17 protein-coding genes and 2 pseudogenes are annotated in these 14,676 nt (G+C 68.0%); 9 read left to right on the top strand and 10 right to left on the bottom strand.

Features of this window, described 5'->3' with window-relative positions; all coding sequences use genetic code 11:
- Window positions 1–127 precede the first annotated feature (127 nt).
- Window positions 128–787 (top strand): annotated as a pseudogene (locus ACTWQC_RS33005) (IS701 family transposase); the annotation flags it as partial.
- A 307-nt stretch (window positions 788–1,094) separates the two neighbouring features.
- Here ACTWQC_RS33005 and ACTWQC_RS33000 read toward each other — a convergent pair.
- Genes ACTWQC_RS33000 through ACTWQC_RS32990 form a run of 3 tightly spaced genes read right to left on the bottom strand, consistent with a single transcriptional unit; the run spans window position 1,095 to window position 2,280 of the window.
- Entirely contained in the window at window positions 1,095–1,271 is a 177-nt protein-coding gene (locus ACTWQC_RS33000) for an acyl carrier protein (RefSeq protein WP_443319539.1), read from the bottom strand.
- A 56-nt stretch (window positions 1,272–1,327) separates the two neighbouring features.
- Complete coding sequence (locus ACTWQC_RS32995) at window positions 1,328–1,711, bottom strand: hypothetical protein (protein ID WP_443319540.1); 384 nt, start codon at window positions 1,709–1,711, stop codon at window positions 1,328–1,330.
- Between the two features lie 26 nt (window positions 1,712–1,737).
- Window positions 1,738–2,280: a SpnB-like Rossmann fold domain-containing protein gene (locus ACTWQC_RS32990; RefSeq protein WP_443319535.1), complete on the bottom strand. Its 543-nt coding sequence runs from the start codon at window positions 2,278–2,280 to the stop codon at window positions 1,738–1,740.
- A gap of 194 nt (window positions 2,281–2,474) precedes the next feature.
- On the opposite strand from ACTWQC_RS32990, the gene ACTWQC_RS32985 reads away from it, so the two are divergent.
- From ACTWQC_RS32985 to ACTWQC_RS32955, 7 genes and pseudogenes are all read left to right on the top strand, one after another.
- Window positions 2,475–2,852: a hypothetical protein gene (locus ACTWQC_RS32985; RefSeq protein ID WP_443319534.1), complete on the top strand. Its 378-nt coding sequence runs from the start codon at window positions 2,475–2,477 to the stop codon at window positions 2,850–2,852.
- A 305-nt stretch (window positions 2,853–3,157) separates the two neighbouring features.
- Complete coding sequence (locus ACTWQC_RS32980; RefSeq protein ID WP_443319533.1) at window positions 3,158–3,364, top strand: hypothetical protein; 207 nt, start codon at window positions 3,158–3,160, stop codon at window positions 3,362–3,364.
- A 4-nt stretch (window positions 3,365–3,368) separates the two neighbouring features.
- Window positions 3,369–5,948, top strand: a complete 2,580-nt coding sequence (locus ACTWQC_RS32975; protein WP_443319532.1) for a histidine kinase — start codon at window positions 3,369–3,371, stop codon at window positions 5,946–5,948.
- An 11-nt stretch (window positions 5,949–5,959) separates the two neighbouring features.
- Window positions 5,960–6,631: a response regulator gene (locus ACTWQC_RS32970; RefSeq protein ID WP_443319531.1), complete on the top strand. Its 672-nt coding sequence runs from the start codon at window positions 5,960–5,962 to the stop codon at window positions 6,629–6,631.
- Window positions 6,632–6,752: 121 nt separating this feature from the next.
- Window positions 6,753–7,136, top strand: coding sequence for a response regulator (locus ACTWQC_RS32965; RefSeq protein ID WP_443319530.1), 384 nt, complete (start codon window positions 6,753–6,755; stop codon window positions 7,134–7,136).
- A 404-nt stretch (window positions 7,137–7,540) separates the two neighbouring features.
- Window positions 7,541–7,720: pseudogene (locus tag ACTWQC_RS32960) on the top strand (DUF5999 family protein); the annotation flags it as partial.
- A gap of 51 nt (window positions 7,721–7,771) precedes the next feature.
- Window positions 7,772–8,443 carry an ATP-binding protein gene (locus ACTWQC_RS32955; RefSeq protein ID WP_443319538.1) on the top strand — a complete coding sequence of 224 codons (672 nt, stop codon included), beginning with the start codon at window positions 7,772–7,774 and terminating at the stop codon, window positions 8,441–8,443.
- Window positions 8,444–8,581: 138 nt separating this feature from the next.
- Here ACTWQC_RS32955 and ACTWQC_RS32950 read toward each other — a convergent pair whose 3' ends face one another.
- The 3 genes from ACTWQC_RS32950 to ACTWQC_RS32940 are packed head-to-tail and all read right to left on the bottom strand — an operon-like array spanning window position 8,582 to window position 9,425.
- The gene (locus tag ACTWQC_RS32950; protein WP_443319529.1) at window positions 8,582–8,755 is read right to left on the bottom strand and encodes a DUF397 domain-containing protein; all 174 of its coding nucleotides are present in this window, start codon (window positions 8,753–8,755) and stop codon (window positions 8,582–8,584) included.
- Complete coding sequence (locus ACTWQC_RS32945) at window positions 8,752–8,940, bottom strand: Scr1 family TA system antitoxin-like transcriptional regulator (RefSeq protein ID WP_443319537.1); 189 nt, start codon at window positions 8,938–8,940, stop codon at window positions 8,752–8,754. Before ACTWQC_RS32945 ends, ACTWQC_RS32950 begins: the two co-directional genes overlap by 4 nt.
- Complete coding sequence (locus tag ACTWQC_RS32940) at window positions 8,871–9,425, bottom strand: Scr1 family TA system antitoxin-like transcriptional regulator (RefSeq protein ID WP_443319528.1); 555 nt, start codon at window positions 9,423–9,425, stop codon at window positions 8,871–8,873. Before ACTWQC_RS32940 ends, ACTWQC_RS32945 begins: the two co-directional genes overlap by 70 nt.
- A 429-nt stretch (window positions 9,426–9,854) precedes the next feature.
- Here ACTWQC_RS32940 and ACTWQC_RS32935 point away from each other — a divergent pair, with 429 nt between their 5' ends.
- Entirely contained in the window at window positions 9,855–10,901 is a 1,047-nt protein-coding gene (locus tag ACTWQC_RS32935) for a 2'-5' RNA ligase family protein (RefSeq protein ID WP_443319527.1), read from the top strand.
- On the opposite strand, the gene ACTWQC_RS32930 is transcribed toward ACTWQC_RS32935, so the two are convergent.
- The 4 genes from ACTWQC_RS32930 to ACTWQC_RS32915 form a co-directional block, all read right to left on the bottom strand.
- Window positions 10,864–11,331: an ATP-binding protein gene (locus tag ACTWQC_RS32930; RefSeq protein WP_443319526.1), complete on the bottom strand. Its 468-nt coding sequence runs from the start codon at window positions 11,329–11,331 to the stop codon at window positions 10,864–10,866. The genes ACTWQC_RS32935 and ACTWQC_RS32930 overlap by 38 nt on opposite strands.
- Window positions 11,332–11,694: 363 nt before the next feature.
- Window positions 11,695–12,570 (bottom strand): citryl-CoA lyase, encoded by an 876-nt coding sequence (locus ACTWQC_RS32925; RefSeq protein WP_443319525.1) that lies wholly within the window; start codon window positions 12,568–12,570, stop codon window positions 11,695–11,697.
- On the bottom strand, window positions 12,567–13,775 hold the full coding sequence (locus ACTWQC_RS32920) for a CaiB/BaiF CoA transferase family protein (protein WP_443319524.1): 1,209 nt from the start codon (window positions 13,773–13,775) through the stop codon (window positions 12,567–12,569). The genes ACTWQC_RS32925 and ACTWQC_RS32920 overlap by 4 nt, the downstream gene beginning before the upstream one ends.
- Window positions 13,776–13,845: 70 nt before the next feature.
- Entirely contained in the window at window positions 13,846–14,610 is a 765-nt protein-coding gene (locus ACTWQC_RS32915; protein ID WP_443319523.1) for an IclR family transcriptional regulator, read from the bottom strand.
- Between the last annotated feature and the right edge of the window lie 66 nt (window positions 14,611–14,676).

Here is a 14,676-nt window from a genome sequence, read left to right as displayed (position 1 = left end):
ACCGTGTCGCCGTCACCCCGCTGCCCGGATCACCCGCCCGCACCCTGGAACAGCTCAAAGCCCGCCTGCCACCCCACGAAGATCGCCCAGCAGATCCACTCTGACAGTTATTCAGCTACGGGCCCCCGGCCGCACCGAGAACTGCCAGATCGGCACCTTTCTCGCCTATGCCTCGGCCCGGGGGCGGGCGTTGATCGACCGCGAGCTGTATCTGCCGAAGTCGTGGACGGACGATGCGGACCGCTGTCGGGCGGTCAAGGTTCCCCACGAGCGGGCGTTTGCGACCAAGGGAGAGCTGGCGAAGGTCATGATCGCGCGTGCGTTGACCTCGGCTCTCCCCATTGCCTGGGTGACAGCGGACAGCCTCTACGGTCAGGAATGGCGCTTCCGCCGGATGCTGGAAGAGACAGGGGTCGGCTATGTGCTGGCCGTGCCGAAGTCCCAACAGATCAAGTCGCTGGCCGGGATCTGGCGCATCGATCAGCTGATAGCCGAAGCACCCGGCGACGCCTGGCAGCGGATCTCCTGCGGCGAGGGCGCCAAAGGCCCGCGCGTCTACGACTGGGCCGCGGCCATGCTGCCCGCCGTGCCTTTCTTCGACGGTGACACCCCGGCCCACGACCGGTGGGTGCTAGCCCGCCGCAGCCTGGCCCGCCCGGAGGAGATCGCCTACTACATGGCCTACGCTCCGGCCGGCACCGCCGTCGAGAAGCTGGTCACCATCGCCGGATCCCGCTGGGCGATCGAGGAGTGCTTTCAGAGCGCGAAGAACGAGTGCGGTCTCGACCCGGTGTTGCCGCCCCGCAGCGACTGGGGGTTCGATCATGACTGCCTCGTCGGCGCCGATACCGAAGAAGCCTGCATCGAACTGGTCGGCGCCGTGCAGGAATCTCATCGAGCCCGTCGATGAGGGTGAACAGCTCCTCATCGGTCGCCGACAGCAGCTGGCCGCGATCCACCACGTCGGTCCGGCTCGTCAGCCCGCCTCCCGCAGGCGCTCCGCGACGCCGGACCGTACGTCGTCGTCCGCGGTGATCTCGGACAGCAGCGCCTCGAGCCTGTCCAGTTCGGCGAAGACGGACACGGTGGGCGCCTCATGCGACGGCGCCAGTTCGGTTCGCAGGTGCGTGGCCAGCGCCGCGGCGTTCGGCTGCTCGAACAGGAGGCTGGCGGGCAGGCCTCAGCCCGGTGGCGGCGCTCAGCCGGTTACGCAGCTCGACCGCGAGGAGCGAGTCGAGGCCCAGCTCCCGAAACGCCCGGTACGGATCGATCTCGGCGGCTGAGGCGTGCCCGAGAGCGACAGCCAGGTGCGTACGGACCAGATCCGTCAGGACGCGATCCGCTTCGGACTCCGAAAACCGCTCAGGCTCTCCCGGAGCCGGTCGCCGGTCGAGGCGTCCGCTGCCGGTTGGCTGCGGGTACGGATCAGGCTGGACAGCATCCGCGGCAACCGGTCGGTGTGGCCCTCTTCGGCCAGCGCTCGGGTGTCGATCCCGATGGGCAGCAGGAACGGTGCACCACCGGCTGCCGCGTCGAGCAGGCGCGCTCGCGCGGTCCGCGGACAGGGGGCGACAGTCCCGCGATGGCGCGCGGCCGCGTCCTGACCCCACGCGAGCGCCTGCGCGGGCAGGCCCAGCGTGGCGCGGTACTGGGCGAGCGCGTCGGAATCGAGCGCGTCCGGCGTGAGCGAGCCGAGCACTCCGGTGTCCACCGCACCCACCGCGTGGACGACGCCAGTCAGCGGACGGGACAGTCCTCCGACGATCTCGGCGAGCCTCGTCTGGTCGGAGCTGTCCCACGAAACGACGTCGACGTCGACACCGGCGTCCATACCGGCATCGGCTCGCACGTCCGGGCCCTCGGCAGTCCCGCGACCACGGTGAGGTGGCGCGCGCCGCGAGCGATGAGGTGGCGTATGAGTACGAAGTCGGTCGCGCCGGTCACGAGTACCGTCCCGTCCGGATCAGGCACCGGTCCTGCGGCGGCCACCGGAGCCACCGCCTCAAGCCGGGGCGCCAGCACCTTGCCGTCGCGGGCGGCCTGTGGCTCCTCGCAGGCGAGAACGGCAGCGACCGCGTCGGTGAACAGGGCGGTGTCCTCCACGTCCACCAATACGATCCGGTCGGGATTCTCGGCCTGGGCCGAGTGGACCAGACCCCACAGCGCCGCGCACCCGAGATCGGCGAAACGCTCACCCCCTACTCGGTCGGTGTCGGTGGGCACGTCCGCGGAGGCGAGTACGGCATGCTGTCCCGCAAGCTCGGCCTGGTGGTGGATCAACTGTACGCGGTCGAGGTGGTGTGCGTCGGGGCCGACGGCGTGGCACGCAGCGTGATAGCGACCCGGGACCCGTCCGATCCCAACCACGACCTGTGGTGGGCCCACACCGGCGGAGGCGGCGGCAACTTCGGCCTCATCCCCGCTACTGGTTCCGCACACCCGGCCGAACCGGAAGCGATCCGTCGCGGCTGCTGGTGGCCCCGCCGGTCAGGGTCCTGCCCGGCCAGTGCGCCATCCCCTGGGACCGGGTCGGGGAGCAGGACTTCCTGCGACTGCTGCGGAACTACGGGGAGTGGAACGAGCAGAACAGCGCACCGGCGTCGTCGGGCGCCGAGCTGTCCAGCGTCATGGTGCTGAATCACCATTTCAGCGGCCCGATCGGGCTGCTGAGCCAGATCGACGCGGATTTTCCAGACGCCCGAAAGATCATGCGTGAATTCCTCATCGCCGTGGTCGATGGCACTTCCCTACAGGGCGACCCGGCTGTCGTCGAACCGGACATCCACGGCCCCGGCGCCATCGCGATGCCACGGACCTTCAATACGGTCGCGCCGGTGCCGCTGCTCGGGTGAGCCGAGGCCAGTGTGCTCCATGAGGCGTAGTTTGTCCGAGCAGAGCAGAGGGAAAAGGGGTGCACTACTACGGATGGCGCGCCAAAGGTGCGGACGGTAGGCCGCGCTGGAACAACTGCGCTTGTCACAGGACCGCAATGCCTTCCGACGGTTTGTTGACGAGCGGGTTTTGTGGCTGGGAACGTGTAACCGAGGGGTATACCGAAAGCGCAGCCATTCTGGTTATGGCGGTGCCAATTCGCGCCCCGGCACTGGGCGCACCTGGGCGGTCGCAAGGCGTGACATGGAGGATGAGGAGACAGCCCGTGGCGGAGTCGCGAGACGACGAACAGCTCACCGGGCGCCTGGCGGCCATAGGGGCGTTGGGGTTCTTGCTGATCGTTCCGCCGTTGTTGGCGCAGTTCGACCACATGGACCAGGTCTTTGGCATCCCGGTTCTCGGAGTTTACCTTTTTCTCGTCTGGGCGATTGTGATTGCTCTGGTCGCCGTCATAGGCGGCAGATCGGGGTAGTGCCGTGCTCCAGACCTGGGTCATCGTCGCTGTTTCGGTCGTGTACCTCGGCCTGCTCTTCGCTGTGGCCTTCTACGGTGACCGGCGGGCAGACGCTGGTCGGAGCGTGATCAACAACGGCACGATCTACGCGCTGTCCCTTGCGGTGTACGCCACCTCGTGGACGTACTACGGCAGCGTGGGCCGGGCCGCCACGGCTGGAGTCGGCTTCCTGCCGATCTACCTGGGGCCAACGCTCATGTTTGCGCTGGGCTGGCTGGTGCTGCGCAGAATTATCCGGATCAGCCGCCGGCACCGGATCACCTCGCTGGCCGACTTCGTCTCCGCCCGCTACGGCAAGAGCGCAGCGTTGGGTGGCCTGGTGACGATCATCGCTGTGGTCGGGATCGTTCCCTACATCTCGCTGCAGCTCAAGGCGGTCTCCAACTCCTTTGAGATCATTCGGCGGCACCCCGAGATCACCTCCACCTCGGAGCTGGGCCATATCCCGCTGCTTCAGGACACCGCGTTGTATGCAGCGCTGCTACTCGCCGCGTTCACCATCCTCTTCGGCACCCGTCACCTGGACACCACCGAACGCCACGAGGGCATGGTCGCCGCCATCGCGTTCGAGTCCGTGGTCAAACTCGTGGCCTTCCTCGCGGCCGGGCTTTTTGTGGTCTTCTGGGTGTTCGGCGGGTTCGACGACCTGTTCTCCAAGGCGGCGGACGCCGGCCTCACCACGCTGTTCACGCTGCGAGAGCAGACCGGCTACGGCACGTGGGTCTGGCTCACGGTGCTGTCCATGCTGGCGATCGTGTTGCTGCCCCGGCAGTGGCAGATCACCATTGTCGAGAACGTCGACGAGGGGCACCTCAAACGGGCGATGTGGCTGTTCCCGCTGTACCTGCTCGCGATCAACGTCTTCGTGCTTCCGATCGCAGCTGGTGGGCTTCTGCGGTTCGGAGAGGCCGTCGACGCCGACACCTATGTGCTGGCCCTGCCGATGGCCGAGGGCAAGCAGGCACTCGCGCTGCTCGTCTTCATCGGCGGCCTCAGCGCGGCCACCGGCATGATCATCGTCGAGACGATCGCGCTCAGTACCATGGTGTCGAACTCACTCGTGATGCCGCTGCTGCTGCGCGGCAAGTCCCGGCTGGCGCACCGAGACGACCTCGCCGGGCTGGTGCTGGGCATTCGTCGGGCGACTATCGTGCTGGTCCTGCTGCTCGGGTACGCGTACTTCCGGCTCGCAGGCGAAGGGCCGGCGTTGGTGTCGATCGGCCTGGTGTCGTTCGCGGCTGTAGCACAGTTCGCGCCCGCGATCCTGGGCGGCCTGTTCTGGAAGGGCGGTACCCGCCGGGGCGTGCTGGTCGGCCTGGTGGCGGGGTTCGCCGTGTGGGCGTACACCCTGCTGCTGCCGAGCTTCGCCGATGCCGGGTTGCTGCCCGCCTCGTTCTTGCGTGAGGGCCCGCTCGGCATTGAGCTGCTCCGGCCGCAGCAGCTGTTTGGCCTGGCGGGAATGGACCCGATCAGCCATGCGATGTTCTGGAGTGCGCTCCTGAACATCGGCGGGTATGTGGCAGTCTCCCTCGCCGGCCGACCGGACGCCGCCGAGCGGGCGCAGGCGGTGCAGTTCGTCGAAATCCTCGCAGAGCCTGTCAGGGAGCGGCGCTGGCAGGTCCGCGCCAAGGTCGGCGAACTGCAGACCCTGCTGGAGCGCTTCCTCGGGCGGGAGGGCGCCCAGCGGGCATTGCGCTCCTACCCTGGAAGGAGACCCGACTCACTGACAACCGAAGCGGCCCCAGAGCTGGTCCATCACGCGGAAGCCCAGCTCGCTGGTTCGATTGGCGCGGCGTCCGCGCGGCTTGCGGTCGCCTCGGTGGCCGGGGAGGAGCAGCTTGGCACCGACGAGGTGATGGAGATGATCGGCGAGGCGTCGCAGATCGCGGCACTCGAAGAGCGTCACCGGCTGGCCCGGGAGCTGCACGACTCGGTCTCCCAGGCGCTGTTTTCGATGACTCTGCACGCCCGCGCGATCGAGCTGGCGATGCGCCAGGAGGGCAGCGACCCGCATGGCCCGGCGTACCGCAGTCTTGCCCAACTGCGGATCCTGACCCAGGGCGCACTCGCCGAGATGCGAGCGTTGATCTTCCAACTCCGGCCGGACGTGCATCAAAAAGGGCTGGTGGCCGCCGTACGGAACCATGCGGCCGCGGTCGCGTCCCGGGAGGGCGTACAGGTAGACCTGCATGCCTCGGAGGAACACCTGCCACTCGACGAACGCGCCGAGGTGGAGCTGTTCCGCGTAATCCAGGAGGCGCTGTACAACAGCATCAAACACGCCCAACCTAGTCGCATCGATATCCGGCTCAATGAGGACCCTGATCTGACGGGCACATTGGTCGCCGAGGTCACCGACGACGGGGTGGGTTTCGAACCGGACGTCCCACGTCCCGGCCACCTCGGACTGAAGAGCATGCGGGAGCGGACAGAGAGCCTCGGCGGTCGGCTCACCATCAACAGTTCTCCCGGATCGACCACGGTACGGGCAGCGCTGCCCGGTATCTTGCGCCGAACGAGGTCCGACCGGAATGAAAGCTAGGAACAGCAACAATGGTCCAGCAGGATGACGTGTCACCGATCCGGGTCTTCCTGGTCGACGACCATGCGGTGGTCCGGCGCGGCATGCGGGCGTTTTTCGACATGCTCGACGACATCGACGTCCTGGGCGAAGCCTCCGATGGGCAGGCCGCGCTCGATGAGCTCCGCGTACTGGCGGCCCGGGACGACCTGCCGGACGTTGTACTCATGGATCTGCTGATGCCCCGCCTCGACGGCATAGCCGCCACCAAGGCGATCAAACAGCTCTACCCGGACGTCGAGGTGGTGGCCCTCACCAGCTTCAGTGAGGCCGAGCGGGTCCACCTGGCGTTGGAGGCCGGTGCGGCCGGATACCTGCTCAAGGACGCCGATGCCGATGAGGTAAGTGCTGCCGTCCTAGCGGCACACCGCGGAGAGGTGCACCTTGACCCCGTGGTCGCCCGGCAGCTGACCCGTAGCATGATCACACCCCAACACACGGCGACGGCGCTCACCCCGCGGGAGCGGGAGATCCTCGTCCTGGTGGCTCAGGGACGGTCCAATCGAGACATCGCAGAATCACTCGTGATCAGCGAGCGCACCGCACGCACCCACGTCAGCCACGTGCTGACCAAGCTCGGTCTGACCTCCCGGACCCAGGCCGCACTGTGGGCCGTACGGGAAGGGCTGGTCGCCCGCCCCTAACGGTCGTACGACAAGTGTCGCGGACGAACCAAGCCAATACGCCATCGACAGTGGCCGCCCCCGAACGTTCACTCGAGATCCAGGAGGATACGAGGTTCAGGTTCCCAGCGGAGGCCCCCCGATGGTCCGTGGTGCGCACGGTCGGCCCGTACGGGTCCTGATCGCCGACGACGACCCCCGCGTGCGCTCCGCCTTGCGGACGTTCCTCTCCGCGCATGCCGACTTCGACGTCGTCGGTGAGGCCGACAGTTCCGCCACGGCCATGGCCGTGGCGCGGGAGCGCGCTCCCACCGTGGCGCTCGTGGACGTCCTGCTGCCGGACGCGGGCGACGGGCTCGGGTTGCTGCACACCCTGACCGGCGAGCTCGGCATCCCGGCCGTCGCGATCAGCATCGACGACAGGCTTCGTCGCCCTGCGCGCGACGCCGGTGCGTACCAGTTCCTCGACAAGGGCTGCTCCCCCGAGCTGCTCCTGGCGGCCCTGCGCGCCGCCACCCCGAGGTAAGGGTCCCCAGTACCGGGGTCGGGCTCGACCGGTGGCGGGCTCGACCGGTGGCGGGCATGCGCGGCCGCGTCACGACGTACGACAGACGTCGCATACAGAACGGCGATGGCGGTCGCGGTGCCTGTTGCCGAAGTTCGGCTTCCGATTCGGTCAGCTGTCCGACGAGTTCGCCTGTGGTCAGGAGCACAGTTGTGTGTATCCCCAATTCGGACTTGGCACCGAAGGGCAATTCGATGAACGACCAGCCATACCGCCAGGCCAGGTACTCCCAGCCTCGTATGCAACTGTCCCGTGGGTCACGGCGCCGTCGGACCTACCCCGACACCACGGTGGCCGACACCTGGCCGCCACGCCTCAACACCAAGCTTTAGCTCCCTCGCGGAGCCTTTCCACTGGAGGCAGACATGTGCGGCCATGTACCGATCTGCCCACCCGCCGCATCCCCCGATCGCAGCGCAGCTCGCGTGGTCGCCGCCCACCACGAGCAAGGCTGGAGCCTGCTGTGCAACGGCGTCATGTTGTTCTCCGACTACGAAGAGCTGCTCCCCGACGGTCGGGGCGTCGTGCCCCCCACCCCTCACGGTGGCAGCGCCGACTCCCAGTCGTTCACCCCGCAGAAAAATGCGGGCAGCGACATGATCTACCACCGCGAGGCGCTGATACGCACTCTTTACGAGGATTACGGCGAGATGCTGCTCGCATACGCCACTCGCCTCACCAACGACCGGACCGCGGCAGAGGACATCGTCCGGGATACCCTGATCCGAGCCCGGAGGCACCCCCATGCACTGGTGAGCCGAGACGGCTCGGTGCGAAGCTGGCTGCTCTCCGTTGCGCACGATATCGCGTTCGGTCGGGTAGTAGACGATCACGGCGGGGAAGCCTCGCCGGAGCGGCTGGGCTTCATGGTCCTCGAGCCCGTGCCTGAGTCGGCGGCACGTGCGCGGCGATGGTTCCGGAAGCTCTTGAAGGGTCATGACCTCGCCTGCTCCATCGACGACTGCCTCTTGTTGATCTCTGAGCTGGTCACCAACGCGATCACGTACGGCCGGACGGACGGTGACTGGAGCGTGCGGGTGGAGTGGTGGCGGGATGGGGACGCGCTCCGCGTGGAGGTCCACAACCCGGCCGCCGGATCACCTCTGGATGTCGAACTGCGACGCTGCTCAGCGGACGACGAGCACGGTCGCGGGTTGGAACTGGTCGCTGCCCTCGCCGACTGCTGGGCAGTTGAGTCAAGCCAGTTCACCGGAACCAGGGTGACGTTCACCCTGAACAACGCATGGAAGTTCAACGGTGACCACTGACGCGCGGTGCCTTCAGACTCTTTGCGCCAGCTGAGTCACCGCAAGACGCAGTGGGATGCTGCCGCTACCGGGGGCGCCGGCATCGCAGCGCTGTACAGCAATCCGAAGACGCCGCGACCGCGGCGAGGAACTCAGCCATCACGCTCCGATCAAACACCAGCGCATGTGCTTGTTCTTGGAGTCGCGGACCACTACGTACGGTCCGAGGTCGGCCATCTCGACGCAGTCATTGGCTCCGCCGCTGTAGGAGCTCTTTCGCCAGCACGCATGGGAGAGATCGATGTCCTGTGAGAGGGCGTCGGGCGTGCTCACCGGTGAAGCTCCTTGATGATCTGCGCGATGCGAGGGCGCGTCTCCGCCGGGGAGAGCGCACAGGCCCTCAGGTGATCGAAGACCTCCCGGTAGTTCTCGGCGTCGTCGGGTGCTTCTAGGTACACGGAGTTCTTGGGGTTCTCCAACCACACCAGGTCCGGGGTGGGGTCGGGGAAGGCGAGGATGACAAACGGGCCGTACAGCCCCGGATGGGCTTGGCCGGCTGGTCGCCGGCAAGGCGGCTGTCCTGTCGTTCGATGCGGACCTTGACCAGCGCTTCGACTTGCCCAGGCGTCAGGTCCATCCGCATCCGGGAGATGACAGCGCGAGCGTAGTCCTCGGTCTGCGAAAGACCTGGCACGAGCATCGGCTGGTAGCTGGACAAGGCGACCGCGCCAGCCTCCAGAGCGAGATAGCCGTCGTACCGGGTAGCCGTGAGGACGGTCGAGTACTTCCGCCACCAGGACTTCTGCTGCTCCTTGTCGGCCCGGACGAGATCGAAGACGCCGTCGCGGACCGCGGCATCGTCGACGCCATAGCAGTCCAGCAGTGCCCTGGCGAGGACGGGCGTCGTGCCGCGCTCGCCGTTCTCGATACGGCTCAACGATCCTTGGTTGACCTCGAGCTGCTCCGCGACCTCGCTGAGGGTGAGTCCCGTGACCTTGCGCAATTCCTTCAATCATGCCGCGAGTTGGCGTCGGGGACATCGTCGCCCGTGCCCGGCACCTCACCGCAGGCAATGTGGATGCGGCGACGCTCGCCTTCATCGGCTCATCCCTGGAGGGCATCGTCGGACGCTACGAGCGGGACGGGCCAAAGGGGCCGAAGGCTCAGGCACACTTACTCTGGCAGTTGACGCACACGCTTCTGGGCGGCCAGCAGCCACCAGGCGCGCGGCAGGAGCTGTTCCGCCTCGCTGCCCGAGCCGCAGGACTGCTGGGCTACATGGCGGTCAACATCGGCAAGTTCGCGTTCGCCGAGGCGTACTGCACCGAGGCGCGCGACCTCAGCCGGGAGATCGGCGACACCGAGACCGAACTCTGGGCGAGCGGCACGCTGTCCTTCGGCTTGTACTACGCGGGACGGTACGCCGAGGCCGATGCGTGCGCTGCCGCAGCGGCCGATCGGGCCCCCGCGCAGTGCCCAGTCCGTGCGGCTGCTGGCCAACGGCCGGGCCCGCGCGCTCGCCAAGATCGGCGACCGCCAAGGGGCCGAACGTGCCATCGGACAGGCTCTTGAGTTGTCCGACCTCCACGACGTGCCGGCCGGGATCACATCCTGTATCTCCTTCGGACCGTATGGATACGCCAGGACGCTCGCGAACGCGATCACGGCCAACGTCTCGCTCCGCAACGTCGATCAGATTCTGAAGGATGCCCAGCAGATCGACGACCTCGTCGAGCACTCGGACTCCTCGTGGAGCCGCTCGCTGATCCGCCTCGACGTCTCCACCGCCCTCCTGCAGCAGCGTTCGCCGGACCTTGAACGCGCGATGGCTCTGAGCAGGGAAGCGCTCGTCCTGTCGGGAAACTCACCGATCAAGTCGGTGTGGCAGCGATCCCACGATCTCCGTGAGCAGGCCCGGCGATGGCGGAACCAGCCCCGGTCGTGCGCGAGTATGACGACGAGCTCCGGGCCTGGAGCTCACAGCCCTCTCGGCCTTGATGCCGTGCCGTTGGACGGGTTGCACATCACGCTCGCGCGCGTCGGGTCGCCGGATGCTCTGACGCCTGCGCAGTTGGACGCACTTGCCCAGAGCGCGGCGGAAGCCTTGCCGCGCGCCTTCTCCCTGCGGGCCATGCCGCTCGCCGGGTCTCGCGGAGCCGTACGCCTCTCTGTTGGCCCGTGGGAGCCGCTCGTACGACTCCATGCTGCGCTGCTGGAGGCGGGACGACGTGTGGGCATCGCTCCGAGGAAGCCGACGTCGGTCTTCCGGCCGCATCTCAGCCTGGCCTACAACAACCGGCGACACCCGGCAGCCCCCGTGGCGGAGGCGATCGCCTCACTACGTTCCCTGCCCGCGGTTGAGCTCCATGTCGCCGAGGTCCACGTGGAGCTGCAGCGCTGTGGCAGCGAATACCGGTGGGACGTGTTGACGAGCGTTCCGCTCAGGACCTCGGATCTTGTTGGAGAGTCGGCGGGGTAGTGTCCGCGGCATCCAGCTCGATGACCGCGACAACCGCCTTGCCCTCCGCGGTCGGCCGGACGAACCACTTCGTGGCCAGGACGTCGACGAGGTAGAGACCTCGTCCGCTCTCCGGGATCTCGGCGCCCGGACCAGCTGCCGAGATCCGCTGCCGGACTGTGTCGGCGTCCCTGCCACGATCGTGGATCAACATCACGGCGATGTCCTGGTAGACGTCCAGGTTCATGCATGAGGGGCCGCTGTCGGTGTGCTGCCGCGCGTTGGTCACCAGCTCGCTGGCAACGAGCACTGCATCGTCGATGCGTGAATCGGAGGCTCGGCCCCTGAGGGCCTGACGCACTTGCGCACGCGCGAGCACCTGCGGCTCCTCGTACCTGCTCAGGTTCACCCACCGGTGCTGGACGAGTCCGTTCCCGCGCTCGTGTGTCATGACGTCGTCGGTCGCTGATGGGGACACTTCCTTGCCTCGCTCCCGGTAGGTGGCCGTTGCGCTTCACCAGCCTTGGGATGCGCGAAGTGCGCCGGTACGCCGTACGGACGCCGATCTTCCGCCTTTCTCCCCGCCTCGGGATGGCGGAGGAACGGCGGATGAACGGCGTACCGCCGCCATGTGCCCTCGGCCACCGTCGTTCCGGATTCCCGTCGGGCACCTACCAGGCGATCTGGAACAACGAGCCCACGATGTACTGCGACCTGTTGAGGACGTATTCCTCGAGGCCTACACGAGCGGCAGCTTCCAATACCCGCTGATCGCCGCCGACCGGGTACAGGCCGATGATGGGGTGGGCCGGGCTCACGCATGGTCGGCCGTGCGTTCGGTGGAATCTCGCCAGCGCCTGACTGGTGAAAGGTCGCGCGGCGGGTGTCCCGTGTACGTGGGGAGCAGGGGCGGTGGGATGGGTCCCTTGATCCGCCGTCCGTCCTGGTTCTCCTCCCAGGCGTGCGCCAGGATTCCCACGGAGCGGGAGAGGATGAAGAGTCCGCGTCCGAGCTCTGTGGGGAATCCGAGCTCGCAGTAGACGGTGGCGGTGGCGCCGTCGATGTTCACCGGGACCGGGCGGGGCCGGTCCCGGCCCAGTTGCCGTTCCAGCTCGCAGATGATTTGCAGGTAGCGACCGCTGACCGTGCCGTCCTCGGCAGCGTCCGCAAGCAGGTCGAGCAGGGGGTCCCGCCGTGGGTCGCGGGGGTGGAAGCGGTGGCCGAAGCCGGGGAGGTAGGAGTGCTTCGCCCGGTGCTCGGCAACAGACTCCGCGACCACGGCGTCCAGTTGCTCGCCCTTGTCGAGGCGTCTGCGCAGCTCGGTGAGCAGTCGCATGCACTGCTGGCCGGCTCCGCCGTGGATGTCTCCGAGCAGGTTGACGCCGGTGGCTACCGCGTTGTTCAGACCCACGCCGCAGGTGGCGGCCATCCTGGCGGCGGCGATCGAGGGTGCTTGCGGGCCGTGGTCGACGGCTGCCACCAGCGCCGCCTCCAGGAGGCGTGCCTGACCGCGGGTGGGGAGGTCCCCCCGCAGCAGCAGCCACACCATCTCCGGGAGCGAGATCTCTGCGATGAGCTGCTCGATGGGGTAGCCGCGCAGCCGGATGACACCGGGCTCGATGTCGGAGATCGACGTCTGCCACCAGTCGGTGACGGCGGCGAGGGGGTCCGTCCTCTGGGCGGCGTTCATATTGCGCCCTCCTGCCGGAGCAGCCCGATCTCGGTGTCGGTGTAGCCGATGTGCCTCAGCTCGGCGTCCGTGTGTTCGCCGAGCAGCGGCGGTCTCGTGGCGGGACCGACGGGTTTGCCGTCGACGTGGAAGCTGCTGCCCAGCAGGCGTACGTGGCAGTCCGCTGTACCGGCGGTGCCGGGCAGCGGCATGGAGTGCACCAGGCCGCGCTCGGCGATGTGGTCGAGATTCAGGGTTTCGGGGACGGTCAGCACGGGGGCGACGGGGATGCCGGTGTCCCGGAGCAGCTCGTCCCATTGCCTGGCGCCGCGCTCGGCGAGGGTCTTCTCCAGTTCCTCGCGCAGCTCGTGGCGGTGTGCCTTGCGCCGCTCGCGGGTGGTGAAGCGAGGGTCGGTGAGCAGTTCGGGGCGGCCGAGGACGCGGCACAGTGTCTCGTACTGCTCCTGCTTGTTCGCGGCGATGTTGAGCTGTCCTTCGGCGGTGCGGAAGGTGCCGGACGGGGCCGAGGTGACGTTCTCGTTTCCCATGGGGCTGGGTACTCGGCCTGCGATGAGATAGTCCGAGACCACCCATCCCATCGCCGAGAGCGCGGCTTCGAGCATGGACAGGTCGAGGTGGCTGCCCTGGCCGGTGCGTTCGCGGCGGACCAGGGCCGCGGCGGTCGCGAACGCGGCGGCGAAGCCGCCGAGGGTGTCGCACACGGGGAATCCGGTGCGCAGCGGGGCCGTATCCGCGGTGCCTGTCACGCTCATCATTCCGGACAGGCCCTGGATGATCTGGTCGTAGGCGGGACGTTCGCGCATCGGCCCGGTGTGGCCGAAGCCGGAGATGGCGCAGTAGACGAGGCCGGGGTTTACCGTCCGGAGCCGCTCCCAGTCGAAGCCGAGGCGGGCGAGGACGCCCGGGCGGAAGTTCTCCAGCAGCACATCGGCCGAGGCCACGAGCCGCTCGAAGACCTCTTGGCCCCGCGGGTGTTTGAGGTTCACGGTCACCGAGCGCTTGGCCGCGTTCTGCGAGAGGAACGACACCCCCAGGCCCTGGTCGCTCAGTTCGGGGTCGGCGCCGAGTCTGCGGGCGAGGTCCCCCTGCCCCGGGATCTCGATCTTGACCACGTCCGCGCCCAGGAGGGCGAATTGGTACCCGGCGAATGGTCCGGCCAGGACATTGGTGAGGTCGAGCACGCGGATACCGCTCAGCAGCGTCATGCGCTTTCCCTTCCGATGCGGGTTCCGGGGGGCGAGGTCCCGACGATCCCGGTGACCGCCTGTGCGTTGGTCATCCGAGTGCCTCCAGGCCCGGGAGCCCGATGTTGGAGAGGCGGCGGGCGGCCTCGGTGACCGCGGTGATGAATCCCGTGACGCGTTCGGCGGTGAACCGTGAGGTCGGTCCGCCGAGCGCCAGCGCGGCGACGATCCGGCCCGAGCCATTGGTGACGGGTGCGGCGACGCCAGAGGCGCCGAACTCCCGTTCCCCGTGCGTGACGGCGTAGCCCAGCTCGGCAGCCGCCTCGGCGGCCGCCCGCAGCGAGTCGGCCGCCTCGGGACCGTAGGGCGAGGCGGCGGCGGCCTCCTTGACGAGATCGGGAGACCCGGCGAGCAGGACCTTGCCCGCCGCGCCGGCCCACAGCGGCATCCGCGTGCCGACCGGTACGACGTTGCGCACCGTCGCCGTGCTCTCGTGCTGGGCGACGACAAACCGTGACATACCTTGGCGTACGTAGAGGTTGACGGTCTCGCCGGTGTCCTCCGCCAGAGCGCGCATCACCTCCTGCGCCTGCTCCGGCAGTTCCCACACGGAGCCGGCCACGCGGGCCCAGCGCAAAAAGCCCGCGCCGAGGGTCAGCGAACCGTCCGGCCGCTGGGCCAGCACATCCCGCTGGACGAGAGTCGCGACCAAGCGTACGACCGTCGTCTTCGGCAGGCCGGTGGCCTCGGCCAGCTCGCGCACCGTGCGCGCCGGGTGCTCCACGTCGAACAGCTCCAGCAGGTCGATCGTGCGGGTGACGCTCCGCACCCCCGCATCGCCGCGGTCATTGGACATGCAGCTCCTCCCATCGCCATGAACACCACCAAACCACTGTGCGGCATCAAGTTACCACGATACGGA

This window comes from Streptomyces sp. 8N616 (genome assembly GCF_052246385.1).
Lineage (GTDB): Bacteria > Actinomycetota > Actinomycetes > Streptomycetales > Streptomycetaceae > Streptomyces.
Note: the sequence above shows the minus strand (reverse complement) of the source record. Positions and strands in the feature narration are given on the sequence as shown.

Coding starts and splice junctions, on each gene's coding strand:
- ACTWQC_RS32955 (WP_443319538.1), top strand. CDS start 7,772: ATGATCTACCACCGCGAGGCGCTGATACGCACTCTTTACGAGGATTAC.
- ACTWQC_RS32965 (WP_443319530.1), top strand. CDS start 6,753: ATGGTCCGTGGTGCGCACGGTCGGCCCGTACGGGTCCTGATCGCCGAC.
- ACTWQC_RS32920 (WP_443319524.1), bottom strand. CDS start 13,775: ATGACGCTGCTGAGCGGTATCCGCGTGCTCGACCTCACCAATGTCCTG.
- ACTWQC_RS32915 (WP_443319523.1), bottom strand. CDS start 14,610: ATGTCCAATGACCGCGGCGATGCGGGGGTGCGGAGCGTCACCCGCACG.
- ACTWQC_RS32925 (WP_443319525.1), bottom strand. CDS start 12,570: ATGAACGCCGCCCAGAGGACGGACCCCCTCGCCGCCGTCACCGACTGG.
- ACTWQC_RS32930 (WP_443319526.1), bottom strand. CDS start 11,331: ATGACACACGAGCGCGGGAACGGACTCGTCCAGCACCGGTGGGTGAAC.
- ACTWQC_RS32970 (WP_443319531.1), top strand. CDS start 5,960: ATGGTCCAGCAGGATGACGTGTCACCGATCCGGGTCTTCCTGGTCGAC.
- ACTWQC_RS32935 (WP_443319527.1), top strand. CDS start 9,855: ATGCGTGCGCTGCCGCAGCGGCCGATCGGGCCCCCGCGCAGTGCCCAG.